Origin of the sequence: Microcoleus sp. bin48.metabat.b7b8b9.023, from assembly GCF_013299185.1 — a bacterium.
GTDB lineage: Bacteria > Cyanobacteriota > Cyanobacteriia > Cyanobacteriales > Microcoleaceae > Microcoleus.
Genome location: NZ_JAAFKG010000009.1, coordinates 50369 through 76385 on the forward strand (window position 1 = coordinate 50369; position 26017 = coordinate 76385).

Here is a 26017-nt window from a genome sequence, read left to right on the forward strand (position 1 = left end):
CCGCTAACTTTTGCTTCTGTTCTACTTTTTTTTACAAATCTAAGGCCATTTAATTTTAGCGATTAATGTACTCAGGACTTACGCACTCGCCACTAAAGAAACCGGGTCTTGCAGTCCGAGGCCTCGGGCTGCAAAGAAGTATCTTACTCCATCAAATCCGGTTCCTGGGTAAGTCTTGGTAATATTTTCAGACTCGGGGCGGGCGATCGGCGGTGGCGACTTGCTCAGAATTCTTCTAAGTCTTCTTGACACATATCTTGCAGCGACTGGTGTTGCAGGCGGCGGGAAGAGCGACGATATTTTTTAGTTTGCAGTTTCGGTTCATACTGCTGTGTACCGTCGGACTTGGTTTGCTGCTTCAAGCTGGATTCGGCGCTGCTGGAGTTTTGCAGAGTTTGCTGGCGGACGATCGCCTCTTCCATAAAATTCAAATAATACTGGTAGCGCTCCCAATCGCCCCGCACCACACAGTTAGGCTCATCGCGGTGCGAACAGTCGCTAAACTGGCAGCTACCCAAAGCCAGCCTCTGACGAGCTTCTGGGAAATATTGAGCTAACTCGGACGGATCGGATTCGAGAGCCGGCTGATTAAAGCCCGGAGTATCAGCCAAAAGCCCGCCGTCGGGGAGTTCAAATAGTTCGACGTGGCGAGTCGTGTGGCGCCCGCGGCCGAGTTTGCCCGAAACAGCGTTGACTCGCAGGTTGAGGGCGGGAACCAGTTGGTTGATCAAGCTGGACTTGCCGACGCCAGAAGGCCCACAAATTATCGTTATTTTGTCTTGGGTGTGGCTGTGGAGAAAGTTCGGCAAGGGATTTTGTACGGAATTTAACGGAGCTAACGGATGAGCCGAATTTGCTAGTAGGGGGTTCTCCTCAGAAGGCAACAGAGAACCATCTATTTTGTCCGATAAATGCTGGGAAGTTACTTTTTCGACATAAACTTTATTTTGAAAATTTGTGGCAACTTCCTGCACTCCTAAACCGCTGCGAACGCTAATAAACATTGGTTCGTAGCCCCAACGTGAAAGCCGATCGCGCCACTGTTCCAACTCCTCGGCCCTTACCAAATCGCATTTGTTCAGGCACAAACTCACCTCTAAACCTGTAGATTCTGCCTTGACTAAAAACCGAGTTAATGAGGCGGGGTCTAAATCGGGTTCGGCTAGGGCAAAAACCAGGAGAATGCGATCGGCATTAGCGACAGGCGGGCGGTTGAGTTCTGTGCGGCGGGGGAAGACTTCTGAAATTGCACCCCGGCGGTCAGTCCAGTCTGGTTCGTCTACCACCACGCGATCGCCCACCATCACCTGTTGACCAATTTTTTTGAGTCGAGTGCGACGAGTGCACAGGAGAGTGGGAGCATCCGCCAGGGCTATATTCTCGTGAATCCCGGCTGCTTGATCTAGCCTGACTCGGTAGAAGTTAGCCTGAACTGCCACTACTGTACCGACGAGGGAGGACAAATTCAGGCTCATCCTGCTTCCTGGAGTTCTGGGCGCTGCACTTTCATGGCAAAAAAGCCGGACTCCGACTCATCCGCAACAAATTGCGTTTCGAGAATTTGATAGCCTTCCATTTTCAGACTATCAGGCACTTGTTCGATCGGCTCCCCCGCATCCAGCCACACTTCCAAAACAGCACCCGGTGGCATTTGTTCCAGTCGCAATTTAGTGCGGACAAAATTCAGAGGACACGGAGTCCCCCGCAGGTCGATTTTGGCATCGGGAGATTTGGGATTTTCAATTTTGGATGTTGAATTCATAGTCTGCCTTTTCTTTTCAAATTTCCCATTTCAAATCCTAAAAGCCTTATTTTATCGTGAACCAATTGCCCAACAATTATTCTACAACCGATTTTTGAGACCAATTGGTCTCATTTTTGGGAGGACTATTCCCACAAATTGCCCAACAATTATTCTACGACCGATTTTTGAGACCAATTGGTCTCATTTTTGGGAGGACTATTCCCACAAATTGCCGAACAATTATTCTACAACCGATTTTTGAGACCCATGGGTCTCATTTTTCGAGGACTATTCCCACAAATTGCCCAACAATTATTCTACGACCGATTCTTGAGACCCATGGGTCTCATTTTGTGAAGGACTATTCCCACAAATTGCCCAACAATTATTCTACCTGTACAAAATGAGCGCAATTGCGCTCACTTTTTTGACAGAGAATTAAACAAAATGCCAACAATTATTCTACCTGTACAAAATGAGCGCAATTGCGCTCACTTTTTTGACAGAGAATTAAACAAAATGCCAACAATTATTCTACCTGTACAAAATGAGCGCAATTGCGCTCATTTTTTGGAGAGATAATTTTTAAAATTGCCACGGAATCATCAAACAGGAAAATTTGACACCCATGGGTGTCAAAAAATTGCTTATTTCTGAAACAAATTGCCCAAAAATCCTTCCAAGCCACCTTTACCAGTACGATCGCCCTTCAGCTTAGCAAGCTGCATCAGCAACTCCCGTTCCTCAGCAGTCACCTTAGTCGGAATATCAATAGACACCGCAATCAAATGGTCGCCGCGACTGACTGGATTGCCCAACTTAGGCACTCCTTTTTTCTCCAGAGTCAGAACCGTATCAGGCTGAGTCCCAGTAGGAATCAACAATTCCGTCGGCCCATCTACAGTTTCCACTTCCAACCGGCAGCCCAAAATTGCTTGCAAGTAACTAATCTTCACTTCCGAATTAACATTAATGCCGTCCCGCTTAAATAGCGGGTCTTCATTCACAGCCAAAAACACGTAAAGATCTCCTGGTGGGCCGCCCAACTTGCCAGCATCTCCTTCATTGGAAACGCGCAAGCGAGTACCGTTGTCTACCCCGGCCGGAATAGTGATTTTCAGCTTTTTCATCACTTCTTTCTGACCGCGGCCGCCACAAGTTTCGCACTTGTCCTCAATAACTTGCCCGGTGCCGTTGCAGGTGGGGCAAACAGAAACTTGAGTAAAGCTGCCGAAAGGCGTGCGGGTAGCGCGTCGGACTTGACCGCTGCCGGTACAAGTCGAACAGGTTTGAGGTCTGGTTCCCGGCTTGGCGCCAGTTCCGGTGCAAGTTTCGCAGGTTTCTAGGTGCTTGATGCGGAGTTCTTTTTCCCCACCAAAAACTGCTTCGCGGAAATCCAGGCGCAAATCCAGTCGCAAATCGTCTCCGCGCACGGGGCCGCTGCGTCTGCGACCTTGCTGTTGGGCGCCCGCCCCTCCTTGAAAACCCTGAAAGAAGCTTTCAAAAATATCGGCAAAGCTGTCGCCAAAGTCTTGGAAACCAGGCCCCGCCGCCGCACCGCTTACGCCTGCTTCGCCGAAACGGTCAAAACGGGCGCGGGTTTCGGGTTCTGAGAGTACCTCGTAGGCACGGTTAATTTCTTTAAACCGCTCCTCAGCACCAGATTCTTTGTTGACATCTGGATGGTATTTGCGAGCTAGGCGGCGGTAAGCACGCTTAATTTCTTCTTTGTCTGCGCTACGAGAAACGCCTAATATTTCATAGTAATCACCGGCCATAAAGCTGCTTGCCTGGAGGTAAATAACAAAAAGTGTACGAAAAAGAAACGGGCGACCTTTCCTGAAATTACCAATTAAAAATTAACAATAAGAATTTTTAATTTTTAATTTTTAGCTTTTCAGTTCTAAAGGAAAGGATTCATCTCATCAACTTCCGGTTCGGGAACCTTCGGTTTGAGTTCTGGGGGTGGTTCCGGCTGTCGCTTGGACTGTCGTTCCGGTTTGGGTTTCGGTGGTGGTTCCGGCTGTCGCTTGGACTGTCGTTCCGGTTTGGGTTCCGGTTGTGGTTCCGGTTGTGGTTCCGGTTGTGGCGCCACCAGCAGCTCTTCTGCCAGGAAAAGGCTGTCGTCGGTAGCTGCAACCTCTTCTAGTTCTGACATCATCTCGCTTTCAACCTCTGGCGAGGAGTGGGCTACCCCGCTGCGGGCTTGCTCGTAGACTGCTGTCCCGAGGGAGTATAGCAGTTGCTTGAAAGCTTCGATTTGCTCGGTGAGTTCCTCAACAGTGATGTCGGGGTTAGCCATCGCGGCCTTCAAAGCTGTTGCTGCTGATTCGGCTGCGACTTTGAGGTCGTCGCTCAGCAATTGCGCGTTGGTTTTCAAAGTGACACCACAATTATAGACCAGGGTGTCGGCTTGATTTTTGAGTTCTACTACTTGAGCGCGCTTGATGTCCTCGTCGGCGTAAAGTTCGGCTTCTTGCCGCATCCGCTCGACTTCCGTTTCGCTCAAGCCTCCTGTATTAGAAATTTGGATGCTTTGTTCTTTGCCGGTTCCCTTGTCTTCTGCGGCAACTTTGAGAATGCCATTGGCATCGATTTCAAAGGTAACTTCGATTTGAGGTACGCCGCGGGGGGCTGCGGGAATGCCTTTGAGGAGGAATTTGCCGAGACTTTTGTTGTCTTTTACCAATGCGCGCTCGCCTTGGAGCACGTGAATTTCTACGGAGGTTTGTCCGTCAGCAGCCGTGCTGTACATTTGCGATCGACTGGTGGGGATGGTTGTATTGCGATCGATTACTTTGGTAAACACACCGCCCAAGGTTTCGAGTCCCAGGGAAAGTGGCGTCACGTCTAGCAACAGCAAATCTTTGACTTCACCGCCCAACACCCCGGCTTGAATTGCCGCGCCTACGGCTACAGCTTCGTCGGGATTCACCGATTTATCGGGAGACGCGCCCCCAAAATACTTACTAATTGCCTCTTGAACTGCCGGAATTCGGGTTGAGCCTCCGACTAAAATAATCCTGTCTATATTTTTCGGGGTAAGACTTGCGTCTTTGAGGGCTTGAGTCACCGGATCGATCGTCGCCTGCACCAAATGAGCCACCAGTTTTTCAAACTGAGCCTTCGAGAGATCCATTTCCAAATGCTTGGGCCCTTTAGCATCAGAGGAGATGAACGGCAAATTAATGGATGTGGATTGCGAGAGAGAGAGTTCAATTTTCGCCTTTTCCGCAGCTTCTCGGAGGCGCTGCAAAGCCATTTTGTCTGTTGAGAGGTCGCTACCTTCTTGAGTTCGGAAAGCTTCTACCAGCCACTGAACTATGCAGTCATCAAAGTCATCTCCTCCGAGATGGTTGTTACCTGCGGTGGCGTTGACTTCAAAAATTCCGTCTCCCAATTGCAGGATCGAAACGTCGAAAGTACCGCCGCCGAGGTCAAAGACCAAGATTTTCTGTTCGATATTTTGCTTGTCGAGCCCGTAGGAAAGGGCGGCCGCCGTCGGTTCGTTGACTATCCGCAGGACTTCTAAACCTGCGATCGTACCGGCGTCTTTAGTAGCTTGGCGCTGGGCGTCTGTAAAGTATGCCGGCACAGTAATCACGGCTTGGGTAACAGTTTGTCCCAAATAAGCTTCAGCATCTTGCTTGAGCTTTTGGAGTACCATTGCCGAGATTTCTTGGGGGGTGTGAACTTTGTTCCGAATTTGGACGTTAACAGTGTCGTCTTTGCCTTTGATGCAGGTATAGGGAGTGCGGGATCGTTCTTCTTCCGTGTCGTCCCACCTGCGCCCGATAAATCGTTTGATGCTGTAAACAGTATTTACAGCATTAGTTACAGCTTGCCGCTTGGCTAGTTGACCGACTAAGCGATCGCCCGCCTTGCCAAATCCTACGATGCTCGGAGTTGTGCGGCCGCCCTCAGAATTGGCGATCACGACTGGTTTACCGCCCTCCAATACAGCTACGCAACTGTTGGTCGTGCCGAGGTCAATTCCAATAATTTTTCCCATAGCGCCTCATAAAACTTTGTGGGATGTTTGGAAACTTCCAACTACAAGTTGGGGTATAAAAAACGACTAAGCTTGTTTTAACAAGCATCACCTGACTCGATTTGTAGGAAACAAACTTGATATTTTAATGCAAGATCGCAGACTCGTTAAAAAATTGTTCAGAATTTGTTGAGAAAGCGCTGACCTGCTTTTAGTCCTGAATTAAGAAGTTGGTGAGTCTGCCACCTTCGTACCCCCGAATTCTCTTCGGGGGTCAGTGACTTCGAGGAATGCAGTAGCTTCTGTCCCGATTAACTTTCCGAACTATCGGGATTTTCATCTGAGGCTACCACAGATATCCCAGGCGCCGCAACTTTCACTTTGGCGTGGCGCAAGACACGATCGCCCAGAATGTAGCCGCGTTCTAGTTCTTGGATGATTGTTCCTTCCTCGTGTTCGTCTGTGGGCTCGCTGAGGAGAGCTTCATGGAGGTTGGGGTCAAACTGTTCACCTTCAGGGCGCATCGGAGAAACCCCAATTTGCTTGAGACCATCTACCATTTGCTTGTAAACGCTTTGGTAGCTTTTGTGAATGTTCATTTCGCCGTCGTTTTGCGGCTTAATGTGCGATCGAGCGCGCTCGAAATTGTCGATTACCGGCAACAGCGGCTTGATCGTGAGACACCTTGCCTGTAAATCTAACTCTTCTTTTTCCTTTTGGGTGCGCCTGCGGAAGTTTTCAAAATCTGCTGCTAGGCGGAGATTTTGATTTTTTAGGTCTTCTAGTTGAGCCGATGTGGCTTGCAACTGAGTTTTTAAAGCCTCTTTTTCATCTCTTACGGAGGCGAGTTCCCTCTTCCATGATTCAGCCGCGTCTGCTGTCGGGCTGTTGGTGGAATTGCCGGTGACAGGATCCCCGGATGCGTTTGCTCCCTTGCGATCGCCCTCGGCGCTTTGATAAGCTTGAGCAAGTTCAAGCTCCCAATCGGCTGCTTCGTTCGAGTTTGCTGGTGCCGACGGAGTTTCGCTTGCCATTGGTGAACCCTCTGGGGTTTCCCCAGTTGAGTTAGGATCTAGATCTTGCTGTTTTTCCTCGTCAATCATAATAGCTGCGCGACAGAACCCTATCAATTCTAGCAGATACACTTAACATGGTATATGTATAGAACTATAATTTACTGTGTCTGGCACTATCAGATTCATAAAAAGAATACGGGATGCGGGAAACGAGCGAGACTTTAGTCCTTCCTAGGGAAGCGGCACGAGGGACTTTAGTCCCCGTCTTCTTTCTTTCTTTCTTTCTTTCTTTCTTTCTTTCTTTCTTTCTTTTTAAATATTTTGTTGATTGACCTTGAGATATCTAGTATGATAACTGAAAGTAGACAAGTCAACCAATATTCAGGAAAATAGAGGTGACTAAAACCCAAAAAACAATGGGAGTTCAGCAAGTATTACTGTCTCCAACCAAAGAAGTTAAAGCATTGTTGGAGTATCTCTGCCAACAATCAGGTAAACTGTACAACAGTGGTGTTTATTTGGCTCGTCAAACTTTTTTTAAGACCGGAAAACTGTTGACGGGAAAATTCGACTTATCTTTTGAATCGTCAGTTGCAAAATCAATGGTTGCTAAGTCGTTGCCATCAACACCAATGCAGCAAACATTGATGTCAGTCACAGAAGCTTTCAAATCTTTTAAAGAAGTAAGAGATTTGTACATCAAAGGTCAATTGCATTTCAAGCCCAAGCCACCGGGATACCTGACAGGTTCTAAATTGTTCAAAGTGGCTTATCCAAATTCGGGAGGGTTAAGACCGAAACTTGTTGGCAATCAGTTAAGATTTGCCTTGGGTTTAACAGTAAGCCGATGGTTTGGAGTTTCTGAATTCTTTTTACCTATGCCATCGAATTTGGATTTTTCCAAAGTGAAAGAGTTTACGATTCTCCCTAACAATGGTGCTTTTTATCTGGAAATATCCTACGAGGTTGAAAAACAACAACATAATCTGGACATTTGTCAAGCATTATCAATTGACTTGGGAACTGCTGATAATTTAGCAGCTTGTGTCGATACATTAGGAAATTCTTTTTTGATTGATTCTCGTGCAATGAAAGCGATGAATCAATTGTGGAACAAGAAAGTAGCAACTAGACAAGAAGGAAAGCCAGAAGGTTATTGGGATAATTGGTTAGACCGTGTTACCCGAAAACGCAATCACCAAATGCGTGATGGTATCAACAAGGCTGCCAAGTTGATTGCTAACCATTGCCTGAAATCTGGAATTGGTACACTGATAGTTGGGTGGAATGAAGGTTTTAAGTCTCACACTAATCTCGGCAAAGTGAACAATCAAAAATTTGTTCAAATGCCTTTAGGTAAACTCAAAAATAGGTTAAAAGAACTGTGCGATTTGCACGGTATCAGGTTTGTCGAAACAGAAGAAGCATATACATCGAAAGCTAGTTTTTTAGATGGTGACTCCCTACCCAAATATGGTGAAAAGCCATCTGGGTGGAAAGCATCTGGAAAACGGATTAAACGTGGCTTGTATCGGTCAGCTAATGCTTCGATTGTGAATGCAGACTTAAATGGTGCTGCCAATATTCTCAGAAAAGTAGCCAGTAAGTTAGGTGTAAGCTTAAACCAACTGGGTAGACGGTCTTTGACGACCGTAGCGAGAGTTAGACTTTGGGTATTACCTAAATCTACTTTGTCCGCAGAATCTCAGTGGCTTCAGCTCTGAGAGTGTCAACCACAAGCAAAAGATACGGGGGTTAAAACCCCGCGTTGGTTTTCCTCTCAGCACTCTCTGTGACTGAGTTTCCCACAATCATGAGTGTTTTTTATGACTAACACATCCCAGGGGTCTTCTCGCACATCGATAGTTGCTATCAGCGTTTTGCCTCCGGCTCTCAACAAGATGATTCAGTCGGGTTACGTCAACGGCGACCAAGTGAAACAAGCTCAACTTGAAAGCCGGAAGTCGGGTAAGCGGTTGACGGAGGTATTAGAAGCACTTACCGGGCAGCCGTTGCCTCCTGAATTGCTGCGGCTTTACAAGAAGCAGCAGATGTTTGAACGGAAGATTGTCTACGGGGTTGAAGCGTATGACCCGGAGATGAGCGAAATGTCGAACGAGCAACTCGGAATTATGCTCGATGGGTTGAAAATTTCGATCGACATTTGTCACCAAGGTCGCTTTTTACCAGTAGCGAAGACTGAAACCGAGCCTCAGGCTGTTTTAGTGGCAATGGTAGATCCCGACAACCTCAACGCCATAGAAGATTTGCGGCGGATTTTACAGCCTCACGGATTGGCTTTGCAGCGACGGGTGATTACGCCAGACGACTACCAGGACATCACTTCGTCCTATCAAGACGACCAAGTTAAGGTAGCCGCCAAAATAGCAGAAGCCGAAAAGCAGAGAAAACTGGAGTTAGGCGAAGGAGATTTTGGCGAACTCTCATTAGAAGAGGAGAGTTCTGACCAAGAAGACTTAGCCAACACCATAGACGATGCTGAGGCGGCTCCGGTAATTAAGGCTGTCAACATCATTTTGGCTAAAGCTTTGTCGGAAAAGGTGTCTGACATCCACGTAGAACCTCAAGAAGAGTTTATGCGGATACGGATGCGGAAAGATGGGGTGCTGCAAGAGTATTTCCGGTTTCCGAAACAGGTTGTGCAATCGATTACGGCTCGTTTCAAGATTATTGCCAACTTGGACATTGCCGAACGCCGACAAGCTCAAGATGGTCGTATTCGCCGGGTGTTTGAGGGACGCACGGTAGATTTCCGGGTGAATAGCTTGCCTTCCCGGTACGGCGAAAAAATCGTGCTGCGGATTTTGGACAGTTCCAGCACTCAGTTGGGTTTGGGTTTGTTGATCTCGGATCAAGAAACTCTGGCTTTGGTGCGAGAGACTGCTAGCCGTCCGTTCGGACTGATTTTGGTGACGGGGCCGACGGGTTCGGGTAAGTCAACTTCTCTGTACTCGATTCTGGCGGAACGCAACGATCCGGGGGTTAATATCAGTACGGCGGAAGACCCGATCGAATATGCTTTGCCGGGAATTACCCAATGTCAAGTCATTCGGGAAAAAGACTTGACTTTTTCCAACCTGCTGCGGGCGTTTTTGCGGCAAGACCCTGACGTGATTCTGGTGGGGGAAACGCGGGACAGAGAAACGGCGAAAACTGCTCTGGAAGCTGCTTTGACGGGACACTTAGTGCTGACCACACTGCACACTAACGACGCGGCAGGGGCGATCGCGCGTTTGGACGAAATGGGCGTAGAACCGTTCATGGTTTCAGCCGCTCTGTTGGGCGTGTTGGCTCAGCGTCTGATGCGGCGCGTTTGCGACAAATGCTGCATTCCTTACCAGCCTACTGCGGCCGAACTCGGTCGCTACGGTCTGTCGGCTTCTCAAGAAATCGATCTGACTGTTAACAAAGCCAACACCATACCGGTAGAGGAAAGGAAAGGACTCGCAGAACGCGATCAACTTTGTCGGAAGTGCAGCGGCCTAGGCTACAAAGGACGGGTAGGCGTTTACGAGTTCCTGAAAAATACTGAGCGGCTGCAAACTCTGATCACTCAAGGGGCTCCCACAGAGCAACTTAAGGAAGCAGCGGTAGAAGAAGGGATGAAAACGTTGTTGGCTTACAGCTTGCAGTTGGTGCGGGAAGGCGCGACTACCTTTGAAGAAGTCGAGCGGGTGACCTTTACTGACTCCGGGTTGGAGGCAGAACTGAAAGCCAAACGCAAGCAGGGACTTACCTGCAAAACTTGTCGGGCGGAATTGAAGCCGGAGATGCTGGATTGTCCGTACTGCTTGACGCCACGCTTTTTGGATTGATTCAGCAGTTAACTGTTGACTGTTGACTGTTGACTGTTGACTGTTAACTGTTAACTGTTAACTGTTAACTGAGCTAGATTGGTCAATAACTATCAACTAGATCGAGGAGAGGTATCTATGGGTCTGATGATTGAAGACGTATTGGAGTCCCTGGTAGAGCAAGGGGGTTCGGACATACACATCCAAGCAGGCGCGCCTATCTTCTTCCGCGTCCACGGAAAACTAACTCCTCAGTCCCAATACGGCGACATTTTGTCTGCTGAGGAAGTGCAGATCCTGATCTTCCAAATGCTCAACAATATGCAGCGCAAGCAGTTGGAAATGGAGTGGGAACTCGACTGCGCTTACGGGGTGAAGGGATTGGCTCGGTTCCGGGTGAATGTGTACCGTGAGCGGGGTGCTTGGGCTGCTTGTATGCGGGCTCTGGCTTCTAAGATTCCTAACGCAGATGCTTTAGGCGTGCCGCAGATTTTGCGGGATCTGACGGAAAGACCCAGGGGTATGCTGTTGGTAACGGGACAGACAGGTTCCGGGAAAACTACTACGATGGCGGCTTTGTTGGATCTGGTCAACCGGACGCGGGCTGAACACATTCTGACGGTTGAAGACCCGATCGAATATGTGTTTCCGAATGTCAAGAGTTTGTTTCACCAACGCCAAAAGGGCGAAGATACTAAGAGCTTTGCTAATGCGCTGAAAGCAGCCCTGCGCGAAGATCCGGACGTGATTCTGGTGGGGGAAATGCGGGACTTGGAAACGATCGGTCTGGCAATTTCGGCGGCAGAAACGGGTCACATGGTGATGGGAACGCTGCACACTAATTCGGCTGCTGCTACGATCGATCGGATTTTGGACGTGTTCCCGCCCATTCAACAACCCCAAGTTCGCGCCCAAGTGTCTAACTCTTTAGTCGGAATTTGCAGCCAAAATTTGGTTGTGAAAGTTGGGGGCGGCCGCTGCTGCGCTATGGAAATCATGGTGAATACTCCAGCTATGGCTAACTTGATCCGGGAGGGCAAAACTCCTATGATTTACTCCCAAATCCAAATGGGGGCAAAATTGGGCATGAGGACGATGGAAATGGCCCTCGCTGAACTTTACAAGGGCGGTAAAATCACTTGGGAATCGGCAATGGCCAAGGCTTCTAAGGCTGATGAACTCGAACGCTTGATCGGCCCGGCACCTGTTGGTACAGGCAAGGTAGGGGCTCATTAATTGAGTCAGTCAGTCCATTTTAGATTTTAGATTTTAGATTTTAGATTTAATTGCAGCGCAGTGAATCTGGGAGCTTGAATTACAATCTAAAATTTGGGGATCGACTCTCATAAGTGTTGGGACTTGTACCTGTTTTGGGGCTAAGCAATCAGTTATTGGTCAGCAGTCCGCAGAAATGACCAATCACTAATGACTAATGACTGATTGCCAATGACTAATGACTTTAAATAATTTTCCAGAGGCAATCTATGGCTACAAATGTTATTAATCCAAAACCAAAAACAGGCTTCGATCTCAGTAGGATTCAGGAGCAATTTGAGTATAACCTTAGCAGTCTTACTGTTAAGGATATGGCGATTTTTGCCCGTCAGTTTGCGGCTATGTTTAATGCCGGGGTGGCGATCGTGAGATGCCTTTCCGTGCTGCACGAACAGTGCTCTAATGCTAAGTTGAAACGAGCGCTCAGGAGCATGAATGCTGACGTGCAAGAAGGGATAAACTTGGCAGAGGCGATGGCTAAGTTTCCTGATGTTTTTGACCAACTGTTTATCAGTATGGTGGCGGCGGGAGAGGTCGGCGGTGTGCTAGATGAAACCCTCGACCGTCTGGCGGTGATGATGGAAAAAAATCACAAGACGGAGGCTGAAATTAAATCTGCGATGTCTTATCCGAAGACTGTGTTTTTCATCGCGATTGTGATTTTTTTCGCAATGACGATTTTTTTGCTACCAACTTTCGCAAAAATCTTTAAGGATATTGGTGCAGACTTGCCTGCTTTTACGGTGTTTATGTTGGGGATTAGCGCATTTTGTACGGCTTGGCCTCCGATCCAACAACTGACAGTTATTGGGGTAATTATAGCGCTAAAATTTGCCTTCGATATGTACTACAAAACTCCAGTAGGTCACCTCCAAATCGATAGAATTGCGATGAAGTTGCCAATTTTTGGAGATTTGATTGAAAAATCGGCGGTGGCGAGGTTTTGCGTCATCTTTGGCTCGCTGACGCGATCGGGTGTGCCGATTCTGAACTCTTTGGAAATTGTGCGAGATGTGGCGGGGAATCAGGCGATCTCAAATGCGATCGAATATGCGAGACAGGAAATTCAAAGCGGTGGCATGATCAGTATTGCTTTGCAAGAACAAGCTGTTTTTCCGTCCTTGGCAATTCAAATGATGGCAATTGGCGAGGAGACTGGGGAACTTGACAAAATGTTGATGAAAGTTGGCGCTTTCTACGAAACGGAAGTCGAAGAAGCAGTCAAGGGACTTACCAGTATGCTGGAACCTCTGATGATTGTTGTGGTCGGTGGTATCGTAGGTTCGATTTTGCTGTCGATGTATCTGCCGATGTTCTCAGTGTTTCAGAAGCTGTAAAAAGTCAGTTGTCAGTTGTCAGTTGACAGTTGACAGTTGTCAGTTGACAGTTGACAGTTGACAGTTGACAGTTGACAGTTGTCAGTTGACAGTTGACAGTTGACAGTTGTCAGTTGACAGTTGTCATTGGCTTTGTTTGAGTTGTTAATACTGTTCAGTCAGTGATATGGTCTTGGCTAATCTTTGAAGAACCAATGACCAATTGTTGCGAACTAATGAATAACCAATTGCAAATTACCAATTACAAATTGCCAATGACAATTGACTAATGACCAATGCCCTGTTTGCCCTATGCCCTATGCCCTATGCCCCATGCCCCATGCCCCATGCCCCATGACTAATGACTAATGACCAATGACTAATGACTAATGACTAATGACTAATTAATTAATTTAAAATGTCTGTAAAACAGTCACATTACGAGGCTTTACTAGCACAGTACAGCGAATTTTCGGCAGCGATCGCCCTGCTGAAAAAATATCGGCTGTACATGGAGATGATTCCGAGTATCCGCCGCGCTAACGAAAGCTTAATTACCATTCCATTGCCCATTGCGCGCTTGCGGGAGGGGGTTTCCTATGCTGGAAGCGGAGGCACTTGCATAGCGCCGGGACAGGCAGTTTGTTTGCCCTGCGATTTGGTGATTTTGATGTGCGATCCAGAGTGGAAAGTTAAAATTGGGGTGGAAATTTTGGTTTTTATTCACCGCCCTGGTGAAGATTTTTCTGATTTGTTGGGCCGCTGGCGGCAGTGTCAGGTTTGGTTGGATAAAACTTACGAGTGGGTGATGCCGTACCGCTACAGACATATTTTTAGCGATGAGGCTGAGGCTGTTCATCCGCTATTTGTTTTGTTTGAGGAAACTAGCGATCGCATTCAACGCGGTTTGATGGCGGCGGGGTTGCCGTTTGTTGTTGAAAGTTTTGACTCGGGGATTGAGGAATTGGAGGATGAAGAGTTTGTCGGTAGCCCAGAATTGGGGAGTATGGGTGAGGAGAGTTATGAGTTGTAGGCGGTGGTGCGATCGATAATTAAGTTGACAATTGTAGGGGTAGTGCCCCCGTGCCTGCCCTCTTAGTTGTCTGTGACAGCCATCTGTACTGGGAAGTCCGGGGATTGCAGTAATTAATAGTCTGATTTTAATTTCTTCCGATCGCGCTTGGGGCTTTAAGCCAATTCTTTTTTGTAATGATAAAGGGTAATTGGTAATCAGTGTGTTATATTTTGTTGATTAAATTTTATGTAAGATAAGAATTAAGAGGTTAACCACAGAGGACGCAGAGAACGCAGAGGGGAGAGAATGAGGAAATTAGAATTTTCTTGATAGGAATATAATTTTATTAAATAGGAGCTATTGAAATGAGGTTGTTAAAATCCTGGCGTTTAGTTTTATTAGCTCTAGTTTTTGGGATGGCTGTAGTTCTATCAAATTGTGGTACTCCTGCAAATATTACTAATAATTCTCCAACTCCGATCGCTCCTGCGGCTGTTCCACCAGGGGCTTTAGTCTACGGTGCGGGCGGGCCGCCGGTGAATCTGGAACCGGGAAATGTTACTGATGGTAATTCGGTGATTGCGATCGACCAAATCTACAATCGTTTAACTGATTTTAAACCCGGAACCGTGGAATTGGAACCGAGTCTGGCGACTGAATGGTCGAGTTCGACAGATGGCAAAACTTGGACTTTTAAGTTGCGATCCGGGGTGAAGTTTCACGACGGGACGGATTTTGATGCGGATGCTGTTAAGTTTAATGTCGATCGCTGGTGGGATGCCAAAAATCCTAACGGGTATCGAGATTCTGGCAAAACTTATCAGATTTGGAAAAACTTTTTTGCTGGGTTTAAGGGCGATAAAGATTCCCTGGTCAAGGATGTGACCGTTGTTGATAAGTCTACGATTAGGTTCGTGTTAAATCGGCCTTTTGCTGCCTTTCCTTCGGCGATTGGGTCTGGTTATTTTGGGATTGCGAGTCCGGCGGCGGTGAAGAAAGCGGGTGCTAAATACGGCACTCCGGGGTCGCTGGCGGTGGGTACGGGGCCTTTTGTGTTTAAGGAATGGATCTCGGGCGATCGCATTATCTTAGAAAAAAATCCGAATTATTGGAAAGCTGGAACGCCGAAAGTCAATCAATTGGTAATTCGTTTTGTGGACGATCCGGCGGCAAGACTCGCTCAATTGAGGGCTGGTCAACTTGATTTTACTGTGGATTTAACGCCGGATCAATTGAAAGAGGTGCAAGCGGATGCTAATTTGGAAACTGTTTTGCGCCCTTCTTTTAATGTGGGTTATTTGGCGTTAAATCCAGGTTACGCGCCTTTGGCGAAATCAGAGGTAAGACGGGCGATCGCCCAAACAATCAACAAGCAAGCCATCGTCAAGGCTTTCTGGGGAGAACTTGGCAAATATGATTCACAATTTATCCCGCCTGCGCTGAATTGGGCGGCGTCGGACAAAGTTAAAGATTACGAATTTAACCCGCAGCAAGCTAAAGCAATGCTGGCGAAGGCTGGTTATCCAAACGGTTTTGATTTGGATTTGTGGTATATGCCAGTCAGCCGTCCCTATTTTCCCACGCCGAAGCCGATCGCTGAGGCTTTTGCTGCGGATTTAAGCGCGATCGGGATTCGGGTAAAGTTGCTGACAAAGGATTGGTCTGCTTATTTAGCCGATCGGCTAAAACCTCCAGGCTTTCAAGCTTTTATGATGGGTTGGACTGGAGATTATGGCGATCCTGACAATTTTTATTATCCTCACTTCGGCCCTGGTTCGACTGCGGATTTGGGAAATTGGAAAAATCCGAAGGTTTTGGAACTTTTAGATAAGGGGAGGGCGAGTGGGGATAAAGCAGCCCGGGCGAAAATTTATGCGGAAGTTAGCGAGATTTTGCATGGGGAGGCGGTGCGTTTGCCGATCGTCCATTCGCAGCCGCTTTTAGGGAAACGCAAGAATATTCAAGGTTGGATTCCGAGTCCTTTAGGTTCGGAGTCTTTTGAGGAAGTTAGTAAGTCTTAAAAAAGTGATTTTCATGCTGAATGTACTGCCGATCGCTCTACTATAGAAATTGCCGATCGAGAGTGATACACTGATGGAAGTACAACGAGAGTGAAATTCGACGTTACACTACAGCAGAAGGTAGAAGACCATTCACCGAGTGGCTTGATGCTCTCCGCGATCGGAATGTTAGAGTTAGAATCAAGGCTAGGCTTGACCGAGTTGAGCAAGGTAATCTCGGAGATTTTAAGTCAGTGGGACAAGGAGTTTTTGAACTCAAAATTAATTATGGCCCAGGCTACCGCGTCTACTTTGGACAATTTGATTTGACAATTGTGGTAATCCTCATAGCTGGGGACAAAAGTACCCAACAACAAGACATTCAAAAAGCTATAGAATACTGGATAGACTATGAAAAACGTGAAAATGCCTGCGAGTGATAGCTACCGCGATTACCTAATTGAATCTCTCAAAGAGCCGGAAGAAGCTGCTGGTTATATTGAGGCTATCTTGGAAGAAAAAGAACCTGAACGGGAACTGTTTAGAAATGCAATTAGAAAGGTGATTGAGGCTCGAATTAGGATGAATGCTCTTTCTGCTTCTGCGAAACAGCATCATGAAAAGCTTGACAAAATGTTGACAGCAAGTGGAGGTTCGGAAATTTACTGTTTTGTAGAATTGCTCGAAGCGTTAGGATTTAAACTAGCAATTACTGTCGAAAATAGTGAGTTGCCCGCTGACTCGGAATCAACGAAGATTGGGGAATCAGAACGAGCCCCGGAACCAGCTAATTTATAGCCGATCGCAGCTTTTTATGGCGATCGCACATTCGCAACCGCTTTTAGGGAAACGCAAGAATATTCAAGGTTAGATTCCGAATTTGCTTCGATCGATAAAGAAGGTTCGTAGTGCGGACTTCAGTCCGCAGCCAAAAAGCGGACTGAAGTCCGCACTACGAACTTAGGAATGGCAATTTAATAACTTAAGCAATCTCGAACTTTCAATCCTTGCCTGCAAAGCTAGCGGGCGTAAAGATGCTGAAATTATTGAATTTTCATTCCTTATAATGAGATCGCATTTAAAATAAACTGATGTTCCAATATATTGTTAAACGTTTGCTGGGAATATTACCCGTTCTTTTGGGAATTACAGTGCTGGTATTTGCGTTTTTGCATTTGATACCGGGAGATCCGGCGACTGTGCTTTTGGGAGAACGCGGAACTCCCGAACAGGTAGAAATATTAAAGGCGAGATTGGGCTTGAATCAGCCTTTACCTTTGCAGTATTTGGCTTTTTTAAGTAGTTTGATTCGATTCGATTTGGGAAATAGTATTATTAGCGGTATTCCGATTGTTGATGAAATTAGAAGTCGCTGGCCTGCTACTTTGGAACTGTCGGTGGCGGCGATGTTGGTGGCACTTATAATCGGAATTCCGGCGGGGATTTTGGCTGCTGTTCGGAAAAATAGCTGGCTGGATAATCTGACGATGAGCGGTTCTTTGATTGGCGTATCTTTACCAGTCTATTGGTTGGGATTGATGTTGATTTATTTGTTTGCTGTTTATCTGAAATGGCTGCCTCCTAGCGGGCGAATTAGTGTTGATTTGGGGTTTGGTTTTCAGCCAATTACGGGTATTTATGTTTTGGATGCTTTGCTGAGGTGGGATTTGGTGGCTTTGGGAGATGCGATCGCCCATCTCGTACTCCCAGCCTTAACTTTAGGAACAATCCCCTTGGCGATTATCGCTCGAATTACTCGTGCTGCGATGCTGGAAGTGCTGGCGCAAGATTACATCCGCACGGCGCGGGCTAAGGGATTGCCGGAATTTTGGGTGGTTTTGAGACACGCTTTGAAAAATGCGTTTTTGCCGATCGTCACAACTATAGGTTTGCAGTTCGGCACGCTTTTGGGCGGGGCAATTTTGACTGAAACAATTTTCTCGTGGCCGGGAATTGGTTCCTGGGTTTACAGCGGTATCCTGACGCGGGATTACCCAATTGTGCAAGGAGGAGTAATATTTGTGGCTGTGACTTTTGTACTGATCAATCTGGCGGTTGATATTTCCTATGCTTTTTTTGACCCGAGAATTCAGTACCGTTAATTAGAATAGATCGGATTCGGCGATTGAAATCGCATCTACACAAACAAAGTCCGCCTGCGCGGACTGAAAGAGTCAGGTATAGATTATTAAACAGAAAATGCTTGTTTAACATCCGGCTGTAACAGGTAGTAAATGCTAGCTGCTGCAAAACCCAGAGATAGAAAATTGACTGCTGCACCTGCACTACCCAACATTTTGGCAATTTGCGCGACGACGGCGATGACATGGATAATTAATGTTCCAGTCCAAGCCCATTTTTTTAGTTGAAGCAAACCCCATGCTAAGACTAGGGAAATAATTCCGATAATTATCGCGATCGCCGAAAAAATTGCAATGAAGCCGCCGATGACAGTGCCAACTTTTGCACCGAATCCAACCGCGCCGAGACCGCCTAAAACGCCTGCAAAAAGTAAGATGAACAAGCCGTCAAGCAGACTGAAGATGCCACTAATTAACTGTAAGATTGCCAGAACTGTAACGCTTTGAGGACGATTCATGTTGAAGCTTTTCCATTTTCAACGGATTTGCAAAATATTTTAACCTGTTGCGCGCACAGGGCACATAGATATTCAGGACTTGGACAGGGTACGATCGACAAATGGATTTATGATAGTCAGCGTCTTCATACTGTGTAGTTACCGGGCGCGCACTGTGCGATCGCCCTACAAGACAACCCACGACTTACTGGAAGCCGATCGCCCACGCGGCAGAGCCCGCCCCCGCAGAAAGTCAGTTGAGCGCGATCGAAGTTTGAGCTCGCCTCTTGAGACTGAAAAAACTTAACATTATTTAATAAGTTGCAAAGATTAGCTATAATTGTTTACAGGTGCTGGTTGGGGAACTTTTTTTAAATCACCCGATCGGATGAGTCTGAAAGACGATGCCGCGCATCAGAAAAAATTTTACCCTTAAGGTAATCCTGAGATTTAATTAGGTGAGTCGGTATGATCGTTAGCCCCAAAAAGGAAACTGCTCAGGTCAAGGTGGAAGATACTCAGATTGCAGACACCAAGGCCCCAGAGACTAAAATTGCAGATAAAAAAACCGCCCAAAAGCAATCCCCGAAAAAAGCCGCGCGGAAGATGCCGCGGTGGGCCCTCGGTTTGCTTGCAGCCGGGTTGCTAGCTGTACCGACTACCATATATATATCAAAAAGTCGATCGCAGCCGAAAGTAGATGCGATCGCAGCGATGACAGTGCCGGTGGAAGCACAAAACCTGACGGTGCGGATCACGTCGAGCGGGACGGTACAACCCGTACAGCGCGTGAATCTCAGCCCCAAAGGCTCCGGCCGGATCGCAGAGTTATTTGTCGAACAGGGCGATCGCGTCGAAGCAGGACAAATCGTCGCCCGCATGGAAAGCCGCGATGTGGAAGCTCAACTCGCTCAAGCCAAGGCCCGCGAAGCCAGCATTCGAGCGAAACTTGCCAAAATTGAAGCCGGAAATCGATCGGAAGACATCGCCAGCGCTCAAGCGCGCTTAGAGCAAGCCCAGGCTACTCTGGCGCAACTCCAAGCCGGCAGCCGCGTCGAAGAAGTTGCAGGAGCCAGAGCCCGCTTAGAGCAAACTCAAGCCCGCTTGCAGCAACTCAAAGCCGGCAGTCGCGTGGAAGAAGTCAGCCAAGGGCGAGCTCGTTTAGCCCAAGCTCAAGCTCGTTTAGCAGACGCTCAAACTGGCAGTGTCAAACAAGAAATTGCCCAAGCACAAACGCAAATTGAATCGAGTAAAGCTCAAGCCGAATTAACAGCTCAGCGGGTGGAACGCAACCGCCCGTTAGTCCAAGAAGGTGCTCTTGCTCAAGATAAACTCGATGAACTGATCAAGGAAAATCGCACTGCCAAAGCTAAGGTAACAGAAGCCCAAAAACGCCTCCAACAATTGCAAGAAAGTCGGGAGTCGCAAATCCAGCAACTGCAAGCTGCTGTGGAAGTCGAACAGCAAGCATTGAAGCAGTTGCAAAACGGCACGCGATCGGAAGAAATTACCAAAGCCGAGGCAGAAGTTGCTGAAACTAGAAGTAAATTAGCACAAACAGAAAACGGCAACCGTCCAGAAGAAATCGCCAAAGCCGAAGCAGCAGTTGCTGAAGCAAAAAGCCAATTAGCCGTACAAGAAAACGGTGCTCGCCCGGAAGAAATAGCTTCGGCTAAAGCTGATTTAGCTGAAGCTCAGGCTCAAGTCCGCTTCCAAGAAGTGCAGTTAGAAGATACAAAAGTTCGCGCTCCTTTTGCAGGAGTTATTACCCAAAGATACGCGATTCAAGGAGCTTTTGTAACTCCGGCAACTTCGGCTTCGGAAGCGACTTCGGCAACTTCAACATCGATTGTGGCTCTCGCTAGAGATGTGGAAGTTTTAGCGAAAGTGCCAGAAGCAGATATCAGTCAAATAAAACCCGGTCAAGTGGTGGAAATTGTGGCTGATGCTTATCCCGATAAAGTGTTTAAAGGCAAGGTTAAATTGATTGCGCCGGAAGCTGTGAAAGAACGGGATGTGACTTTGTTTCAAGTCCGCGTCGCCATTGACACTGGTAAGGATTTCTTGCAGTCTGGGATGAATGTTGATTTGAAATTTGTCGGTCAAAAATTGAGCAATGCTTTGGTTGTTCCAACTGTGGCGATTGTAACTAATAAAGGGCAAACGGGTGTGCTGGTTCCCGATGAGAAACAGCAGCCGAAGTTTAAGGCTGTGACGGTTGGATCGACTATTGGTAACAAGATTCAGATTTTAGAGGGTGCTAAGGCGGGCGATCGGGTTTTTACTGAACTTCCTGCTGGTAAAAAGTTGGAGGATATTATTAAGAATCAGAAGTAGAGGAAGTTGGGAACGAGCAATGTACGGGATGTTATTCCTGGGCACAACTCTCATATTAAATAAAGGTACGTTGTTGCGCTTGAGCGCTCTTTACAGATATATGAAAGAGCGCTCAAGCGCAACTACATACCTAAGAGTTAACTTGTATTTTGTGCCAGTTTCATAAGTCCTGGGATGTAACGGATTTAAATTACTGATTCCCAATTACCAAAAATCGCAAATCCAAAATCTACAATCTAAAATAGACTCATGGATATTATTGAAAGCGTCAAAATGGCTGTCACAACTTTGACAGCCAACAAGTTACGCAGCAGCTTGACGATGTTAGGAATTATCATCGGTAATGCTTCCGTAATTTCGATGATTGGTATTGGCGAAGGAGCTCAAACCTATATTGCGGGACAGGTTAACTCTCTGGGTTCAAATTTGCTGTTTATCATTCCCGGAAGTCCTGATGCCCAAAGTCGCCCGGTGATTCCTCCTCAAACTTTGGTTTTGGATGATGCAGAGGCGATCGCCTCTCAAGTCCCTTCTGTCGAAGCAGTCGCACCAACTCTCAATGACAGTCAAATCGTTACTTTCCGCAATAAAAATGTTTCGTCTTCGATTGTCGGAACTACTCCTGAGTTTCTGCCGGTGAGAAGCTTTGATGTTGGTCAAGGTCGTTTTTTAAACAAGCTAGATTTAGAAAGACAAGAAAATGTAGTTGCTTTAGGTTCAGAAGCTGCTGAACAATTGTTTGGCAATACTCAGCCTGTCGGTCAATATGTTCGCATCAAAAACGCAACTTTTCAAGTGATTGGAGTGATGCAGGCTAAGGGTTCGAGTTTTGGTGACAATCAAGATATGAATGTTTATTTGCCGCTAACAACGATGGCTAACCGCATTGTCGGTCGCTCGTCTCCCTACGGTACTAAGGTAACATTTATTTCGGTTTCTGTGAAAGATGAGAAGTTAATGAGTGCGGCGCAATTTCAAATTGAAAATTTGCTGCGTTTGCGTCACAATATTACTAAGGAAGATGATTTTACTGTCCGAAATCAGAAGGATTTAATGAAGACTTTGGGCAGCATTACTGGTGCTTTGACTCTGATGTTGGCTTTTGTGGCGGCGATTTCGCTGTTTGTGGGCGGCATCGGAATTATGAATATCATGCTGGTTTCTGTTACCGAACGTACTAAGGAAATTGGACTGCGAAAGGCGATCGGTGCTTCTCCTCAGGATATTCTGATTCAGTTTATGATTGAGGCTGTGATTTTGTCGGCTGCTGGTGGTGCGATCGGTACTGGATTTGGTATTGGTGGCGTTTTGTTAGTGTCTGCTTTTACTCCTCTGCAAGCTAGTGTGTCTCCAGTGGCGATCGCCCTTGCAGTTGGTGTTTCCGGCGGTATCGGCTTATTCTTCGGCGTTGTACCGGCCAAACAAGCTGCGAAACTCGACCCGATTGTTGCACTCAGAAGCGCTTAATTAGTCATTAATCATTACTCACTGGTTCGTAGTGAGGACTTTAGTCCTTACAATTGAAGGACTAAAGTCCTCACTACGAACCAATTCCCTATTCCCCTATTATGAATTTTATTGAAAGTGTTAAAATGGCCGGTCAAACACTGCTAGCAAACAAAACTCGCAGCAGCTTGACAATGATTGGGATGATTGTCGGAAATGCCTCGGTAATTGCGATGATTGGCATTGGAGAAGGCGCGCAAAAATTTGTAGCAGGACAAGTTCAATCTCTGGGTACAAATGTATTGATTGTGAGACCTGGAGTGCCTAATGCTAGCCGAAGTTCGATTAGAAATGCACCCCAAACGCTGATAGTAGAAGATGGTAAGGCGATCGCAACTCAAGTCCCGTCGGTGCAAGGTGTCTCCGCAGAACTCAACAGTTCGGAGATTGTGCGCTACAGCAATAAAAATGTCTCGTCTCTGATTTTTGGCACAATTCCAGAATTTCTGACAGTTAGAAATTTTGAAATGGCTAAAGGGCGATTTTTGACCGAACTCGATGTCAAACAAAACAATCAAGTTGTGATTCTCGGTTCAGAATTGGCCCAGAAACTGTTTGCCAATACCAATCCCCTCGGCGAACAAGTGCGAATCAAAAATGTCAGCATGAAAGTAATTGGAGTATTTGCATCAAAAGGGACATCTTTTGGTACGAATTATGATAACTCGGCGGTTGTGCCGATCGCCACAATGGCCAACCGCATTGTCGGGCGCAAGTCTCCCTACGGTTTAGCTGTCACTTCGCTGTTTATTTCGATTCAAGATGAGTCGAAAATGGATGCCGCTCAATTTCAGGTGGAAAACTTGCTGAGATTGCGGCACAAGATTACCACAGAAGATGACTTTACTGTCAGAAATCAGAAAGATTTAATGGCGACAATGGGATCGATTTCCGGGGCCCTGACTCTGATGTTAACTGCTGTTGCTAGCATTTCCCTATTAGTCGGCGGCATTGGGATTATGAACATCATGCTGGTTTCCGTCAGCGAACGCACTCAGGAAATTGGGCTCAGAAAGGCGATCGGGGCTTCCCAACACGATATCTTGTTTCAATTCATTATCGAAGCTGTAATTTTATCTGCCGCCGGAGGGCTCGTTGGGACTTGTGTAGGAGTCGGAGGTATCTTGCTTGTAGGTAATTTTACTCCTCTAAAAGCTGGAATTTCGCCCGTGGCGATCGCCCTTGCTGTCAGTGTCTCCGGTGGCGTCGGTCTCTTCTTCGGCGTGATCCCGGCGCGTCAGGCGGCCAAACTCGATCCGATCGCAGCTTTGAGAAGTGCTTAATAAATATTTACTTACGTAACTATACAATTTGTTGCTTTTATGATTTCACAAACATCTTTATCTAAACTTTAAAAACTATACTCATTTTGTAAAGAATTAACAAAAAGATAGTTTTAATGCAGTTTTAATGCTTGTGTTATTACCTAGTTCAATTGTGCAAAACTTCATAAAGAACCAGTTATATTTTAAAGATTTAATAAAGTTCCGTTAGGGTGTTTACAGTCGAGCCATAAAGTTGATTAAGCTTAAACCAACAACAAACAGACCCAAGCATCTACCGACAATACAAATTCAGCAAGTTTAATCTTAATATCCAATAAATAATCATGGCATCCCTAACCCCAAGTGTTAAATTTGACTACCTCGAAGGAACCACCCAAAGCGACACACTTAAAGGCTTGGATGGCAACGACATACTTTACGCCAACAGCGGAGACGACCTTCTCGCAGGCGATGCAGGGAAAGACAAAATCTGCGGCGATCAAGGGAACGACACCATTTTCGGCGGCGCAGACAATGACATCCTCTGGGGAGGAAAAGGCAACGACCTAATTTCGGGCGAATCCGGCAACGACACCATTTACGGCGGCGCAGGCAGCGATAGCATGACCGGCGGCGAAGGCGACGATATATTTGCCATCAGTAAAGGCAGCGGCGGTTCAACTGTAGCCACAGCCGACTTTATCGCCGATTTCGGCAACGGAAATGACAAAATTCGATTGCTAGACGGCCTGACTTTTAACGATTTAAATATCCAGCAAGGGACGGGCAGCAACAGCAACAGCGCCGTAATTCAAGACAAACTTACCGGGGAATATTTAGCAGTATTGCAAGGAGTCAACAGCAGCAGCATCAGCAGCAGCAACTTCACAACCTTTATATCGGGAAACGCCGTCACAGACTGGAACGGCGCCTTACTCGACGCCGTGCGGACAGCCAGCACCGCGCCTCCTTTGGCCTCCCGCAACATGGCAATGGTTCAGGCAGCCGTTTACGACTCTGTTAACTCAATCACCAAAAAATATACCCCTTACAAAGTCAGCATCGATGCACCAGCGGGCGCGTCACCAGAAGCCGCCACCGCAGCCTCCGCCCACCGCGTTTTACTCAGTCTCTATCCAGCCCAAGCAGTCAAATTCAATGAAACATACGCATCGTCTCTAGCCAAAATCCCCGACGGTAAAGCTAAAAACGACGGTATCGCCCTCGGACAACAGGTTGCCGATCGAATTATCGCTTTGCGGAGTACAGATGGCGCCAGCAAAGTCGTGCCGTACACGGCCAAAACAGACCTCGGCAGTTGGGTGTCCACTCCCCCCGCCCTAGCTGCGGCCCTGGCGCCACAGTGGCCGGATGTGACTCCGTTTGCGATGACTAGCGGTTCTCAGTTCCGCCCGTCGGGCCCGCCCGCCCTGGATAGCGCCAAGTACGCAGCGGAATTTAACGAAGTCAAAGAAATCGGCAAAAGTGACAGCTTAACGCGCACGCCAGATCAAACTGCGATCGCCAAATTCTGGGCCAACGGCGCCGGTACTTTTACACCTCCGGGCCACTGGAACCAAATCGCCCAAGAAGCAGCAGCCCTAGCGGGTAACTCTCTGGAGGATAACGCCCGGTTGTTCGCGCTGCTGAATATGGCCCAAGCCGATGCAGCGATTACCTCCTGGGATGCCAAGTACCAGTACAACTTGTGGCGGCCCGTGACAGCTATCCGCCAAGCTGAGACAGACAACAACCCCAACACGACGGCAGACCCCCTGTGGGCTCCACTGATAACGACTCCGCCTTTCCCCGAGTACACGTCGGGCCACAGTACCTTTAGCGGTGCGGCAGAGCCTGTTATGAATGCTGTATTCGGTTCGGATTTTGGCTTTGCGGATAAGGGAGATAAAACTGTCAACAGTTTGCGAACTTATGAAAACTTTGCCCAAGCTGCTGATGAATCGGGGATGAGTCGCATTTACGGAGGCATCCATTTCATGACTGCTAACGTAGATGGTTTGAGTTCTGGTAGAAAGGTGGGCAACTATGTTGTCGAGAATTTCTTGAAAGCGTAAGAAATTAGCAGTCCTCTCTGAAGGTTTGTAGTAAGAAATTAGCAGTCCTCTCTGAAGGTTTGTAGTGAGGACTTCAGTCCTCTC

Annotated in this window: 21 protein-coding genes; 14 read left to right on the plus strand and 7 right to left on the minus strand. The window is 47.2% G+C overall.

Annotated features, from left to right (window positions below):
* Positions 1–78: 78 nt before the first annotated feature.
* From QZW82_RS07625 to grpE, 6 genes are all read right to left on the minus strand, one after another.
* On the minus strand, positions 79–252 hold the full coding sequence (locus QZW82_RS07625) for a hypothetical protein (RefSeq protein ID WP_293146716.1): 174 nt from the start codon (positions 250–252) through the stop codon (positions 79–81).
* Complete coding sequence (gene rsgA, locus QZW82_RS07630) at positions 225–1475, minus strand: ribosome small subunit-dependent GTPase A (RefSeq protein WP_293146718.1); 1251 nt, start codon at positions 1473–1475, stop codon at positions 225–227. The genes QZW82_RS07625 and rsgA overlap by 28 nt, the downstream gene beginning before the upstream one ends.
* Positions 1472–1762 (minus strand): sulfurtransferase TusA family protein, encoded by a 291-nt coding sequence (locus QZW82_RS07635; protein WP_293146720.1) that lies wholly within the window; start codon positions 1760–1762, stop codon positions 1472–1474. The genes rsgA and QZW82_RS07635 overlap by 4 nt, the downstream gene beginning before the upstream one ends.
* A 629-nt stretch (positions 1763–2391) precedes the next feature.
* On the minus strand, positions 2392–3522 hold the full coding sequence (dnaJ, locus tag QZW82_RS07640; RefSeq protein WP_293146722.1) for a molecular chaperone DnaJ: 1131 nt from the start codon (positions 3520–3522) through the stop codon (positions 2392–2394).
* 125 nt (positions 3523–3647) lie between these two features.
* Positions 3648–5756: a molecular chaperone DnaK gene (gene dnaK / locus QZW82_RS07645; RefSeq protein ID WP_293146724.1), complete on the minus strand. Its 2109-nt coding sequence runs from the start codon at positions 5754–5756 to the stop codon at positions 3648–3650.
* 290 nt (positions 5757–6046) lie between these two features.
* Entirely contained in the window at positions 6047–6838 is a 792-nt protein-coding gene (gene grpE, locus QZW82_RS07650; RefSeq protein WP_293146726.1) for a nucleotide exchange factor GrpE, read from the minus strand.
* A gap of 308 nt (positions 6839–7146) precedes the next feature.
* Here grpE and QZW82_RS07655 point away from each other — a divergent pair, with 308 nt between their 5' ends.
* The 9 genes from QZW82_RS07655 to QZW82_RS07695 all read left to right on the plus strand — a co-directional run bounded on the left by QZW82_RS07655 (position 7147) and on the right by QZW82_RS07695 (position 18274).
* On the plus strand, positions 7147–8475 hold the full coding sequence (locus QZW82_RS07655; protein ID WP_293146728.1) for a transposase: 1329 nt from the start codon (positions 7147–7149) through the stop codon (positions 8473–8475).
* Positions 8476–8577: 102 nt separating this feature from the next.
* Entirely contained in the window at positions 8578–10587 is a 2010-nt protein-coding gene (locus QZW82_RS07660) for a GspE/PulE family protein (RefSeq protein WP_293146730.1), read from the plus strand.
* A 117-nt stretch (positions 10588–10704) separates the two neighbouring features.
* Positions 10705–11802: a type IV pilus twitching motility protein PilT gene (locus QZW82_RS07665; RefSeq protein ID WP_293146732.1), complete on the plus strand. Its 1098-nt coding sequence runs from the start codon at positions 10705–10707 to the stop codon at positions 11800–11802.
* A gap of 248 nt (positions 11803–12050) precedes the next feature.
* Positions 12051–13178, plus strand: a complete 1128-nt coding sequence (locus QZW82_RS07670; RefSeq protein WP_293146734.1) for a type II secretion system F family protein — start codon at positions 12051–12053, stop codon at positions 13176–13178.
* A gap of 397 nt (positions 13179–13575) precedes the next feature.
* Positions 13576–14190 (plus strand): hypothetical protein, encoded by a 615-nt coding sequence (locus QZW82_RS07675; protein ID WP_293146736.1) that lies wholly within the window; start codon positions 13576–13578, stop codon positions 14188–14190.
* 347 nt (positions 14191–14537) lie between these two features.
* Entirely contained in the window at positions 14538–16193 is a 1656-nt protein-coding gene (locus QZW82_RS07680; protein WP_293146738.1) for an ABC transporter substrate-binding protein, read from the plus strand.
* Between the two features lie 95 nt (positions 16194–16288).
* Complete coding sequence (locus QZW82_RS07685; protein ID WP_293146866.1) at positions 16289–16612, plus strand: type II toxin-antitoxin system RelE/ParE family toxin; 324 nt, start codon at positions 16289–16291, stop codon at positions 16610–16612.
* Positions 16584–16970 (plus strand): transcriptional regulator, encoded by a 387-nt coding sequence (locus tag QZW82_RS07690; RefSeq protein WP_293146740.1) that lies wholly within the window; start codon positions 16584–16586, stop codon positions 16968–16970. Before QZW82_RS07685 ends, QZW82_RS07690 begins: the two co-directional genes overlap by 29 nt.
* 293 nt (positions 16971–17263) lie before the next feature.
* Positions 17264–18274, plus strand: a complete 1011-nt coding sequence (locus tag QZW82_RS07695) for an ABC transporter permease (RefSeq protein ID WP_293146742.1) — start codon at positions 17264–17266, stop codon at positions 18272–18274.
* Positions 18275–18360: 86 nt separating this feature from the next.
* On the opposite strand, the gene QZW82_RS07700 is transcribed toward QZW82_RS07695, so the two are convergent.
* Positions 18361–18771, minus strand: coding sequence for a hypothetical protein (locus tag QZW82_RS07700; protein WP_293146744.1), 411 nt, complete (start codon positions 18769–18771; stop codon positions 18361–18363).
* Between the two features lie 109 nt (positions 18772–18880).
* Between QZW82_RS07700 and QZW82_RS07705 the strand changes: the two genes are divergently transcribed.
* The 5 genes from QZW82_RS07705 (at position 18881) to QZW82_RS07725 (ending at position 25933) form a co-directional block, all read left to right on the plus strand.
* Complete coding sequence (locus tag QZW82_RS07705) at positions 18881–19057, plus strand: hypothetical protein (protein ID WP_293146745.1); 177 nt, start codon at positions 18881–18883, stop codon at positions 19055–19057.
* A 161-nt stretch (positions 19058–19218) separates the two neighbouring features.
* A complete protein-coding gene (locus QZW82_RS07710; protein WP_293146746.1) occupies positions 19219–21087 on the plus strand; it encodes an efflux RND transporter periplasmic adaptor subunit in 1869 nt (622 codons plus the stop codon).
* 249 nt (positions 21088–21336) lie between these two features.
* Positions 21337–22554: an ABC transporter permease gene (locus QZW82_RS07715; protein ID WP_293146747.1), complete on the plus strand. Its 1218-nt coding sequence runs from the start codon at positions 21337–21339 to the stop codon at positions 22552–22554.
* Positions 22555–22655: 101 nt separating this feature from the next.
* Positions 22656–23876, plus strand: coding sequence for an ABC transporter permease (locus tag QZW82_RS07720; protein WP_293146748.1), 1221 nt, complete (start codon positions 22656–22658; stop codon positions 23874–23876).
* Positions 23877–24202: 326 nt separating this feature from the next.
* Entirely contained in the window at positions 24203–25933 is a 1731-nt protein-coding gene (locus QZW82_RS07725; RefSeq protein WP_293146749.1) for a phosphatase PAP2 family protein, read from the plus strand.
* Positions 25934–26017: the final 84 nt, after the last annotated feature.

Coding starts and splice junctions, on each gene's coding strand:
- grpE (WP_293146726.1), bottom strand. CDS start 6,838: ATGATTGACGAGGAAAAACAGCAAGATCTAGATCCTAACTCAACTGGG.
- QZW82_RS07675 (WP_293146736.1), top strand. CDS start 13,576: ATGTCTGTAAAACAGTCACATTACGAGGCTTTACTAGCACAGTACAGC.
- rsgA (WP_293146718.1), bottom strand. CDS start 1,475: ATGAGCCTGAATTTGTCCTCCCTCGTCGGTACAGTAGTGGCAGTTCAG.
- QZW82_RS07715 (WP_293146747.1), top strand. CDS start 21,337: ATGGATATTATTGAAAGCGTCAAAATGGCTGTCACAACTTTGACAGCC.
- QZW82_RS07670 (WP_293146734.1), top strand. CDS start 12,051: ATGGCTACAAATGTTATTAATCCAAAACCAAAAACAGGCTTCGATCTC.
- QZW82_RS07710 (WP_293146746.1), top strand. CDS start 19,219: ATGATCGTTAGCCCCAAAAAGGAAACTGCTCAGGTCAAGGTGGAAGAT.
- QZW82_RS07690 (WP_293146740.1), top strand. CDS start 16,584: ATGAAAAACGTGAAAATGCCTGCGAGTGATAGCTACCGCGATTACCTA.
- dnaK (WP_293146724.1), bottom strand. CDS start 5,756: ATGGGAAAAATTATTGGAATTGACCTCGGCACGACCAACAGTTGCGTA.
- dnaJ (WP_293146722.1), bottom strand. CDS start 3,522: ATGGCCGGTGATTACTATGAAATATTAGGCGTTTCTCGTAGCGCAGAC.
- QZW82_RS07665 (WP_293146732.1), top strand. CDS start 10,705: ATGGGTCTGATGATTGAAGACGTATTGGAGTCCCTGGTAGAGCAAGGG.
- QZW82_RS07695 (WP_293146742.1), top strand. CDS start 17,264: ATGTTCCAATATATTGTTAAACGTTTGCTGGGAATATTACCCGTTCTT.
- QZW82_RS07680 (WP_293146738.1), top strand. CDS start 14,538: ATGAGGTTGTTAAAATCCTGGCGTTTAGTTTTATTAGCTCTAGTTTTT.
- QZW82_RS07660 (WP_293146730.1), top strand. CDS start 8,578: ATGACTAACACATCCCAGGGGTCTTCTCGCACATCGATAGTTGCTATC.
- QZW82_RS07635 (WP_293146720.1), bottom strand. CDS start 1,762: ATGAATTCAACATCCAAAATTGAAAATCCCAAATCTCCCGATGCCAAA.
- QZW82_RS07720 (WP_293146748.1), top strand. CDS start 22,656: ATGAATTTTATTGAAAGTGTTAAAATGGCCGGTCAAACACTGCTAGCA.
- QZW82_RS07725 (WP_293146749.1), top strand. CDS start 24,203: ATGGCATCCCTAACCCCAAGTGTTAAATTTGACTACCTCGAAGGAACC.
- QZW82_RS07705 (WP_293146745.1), top strand. CDS start 18,881: ATGATAGTCAGCGTCTTCATACTGTGTAGTTACCGGGCGCGCACTGTG.
- QZW82_RS07700 (WP_293146744.1), bottom strand. CDS start 18,771: ATGAATCGTCCTCAAAGCGTTACAGTTCTGGCAATCTTACAGTTAATT.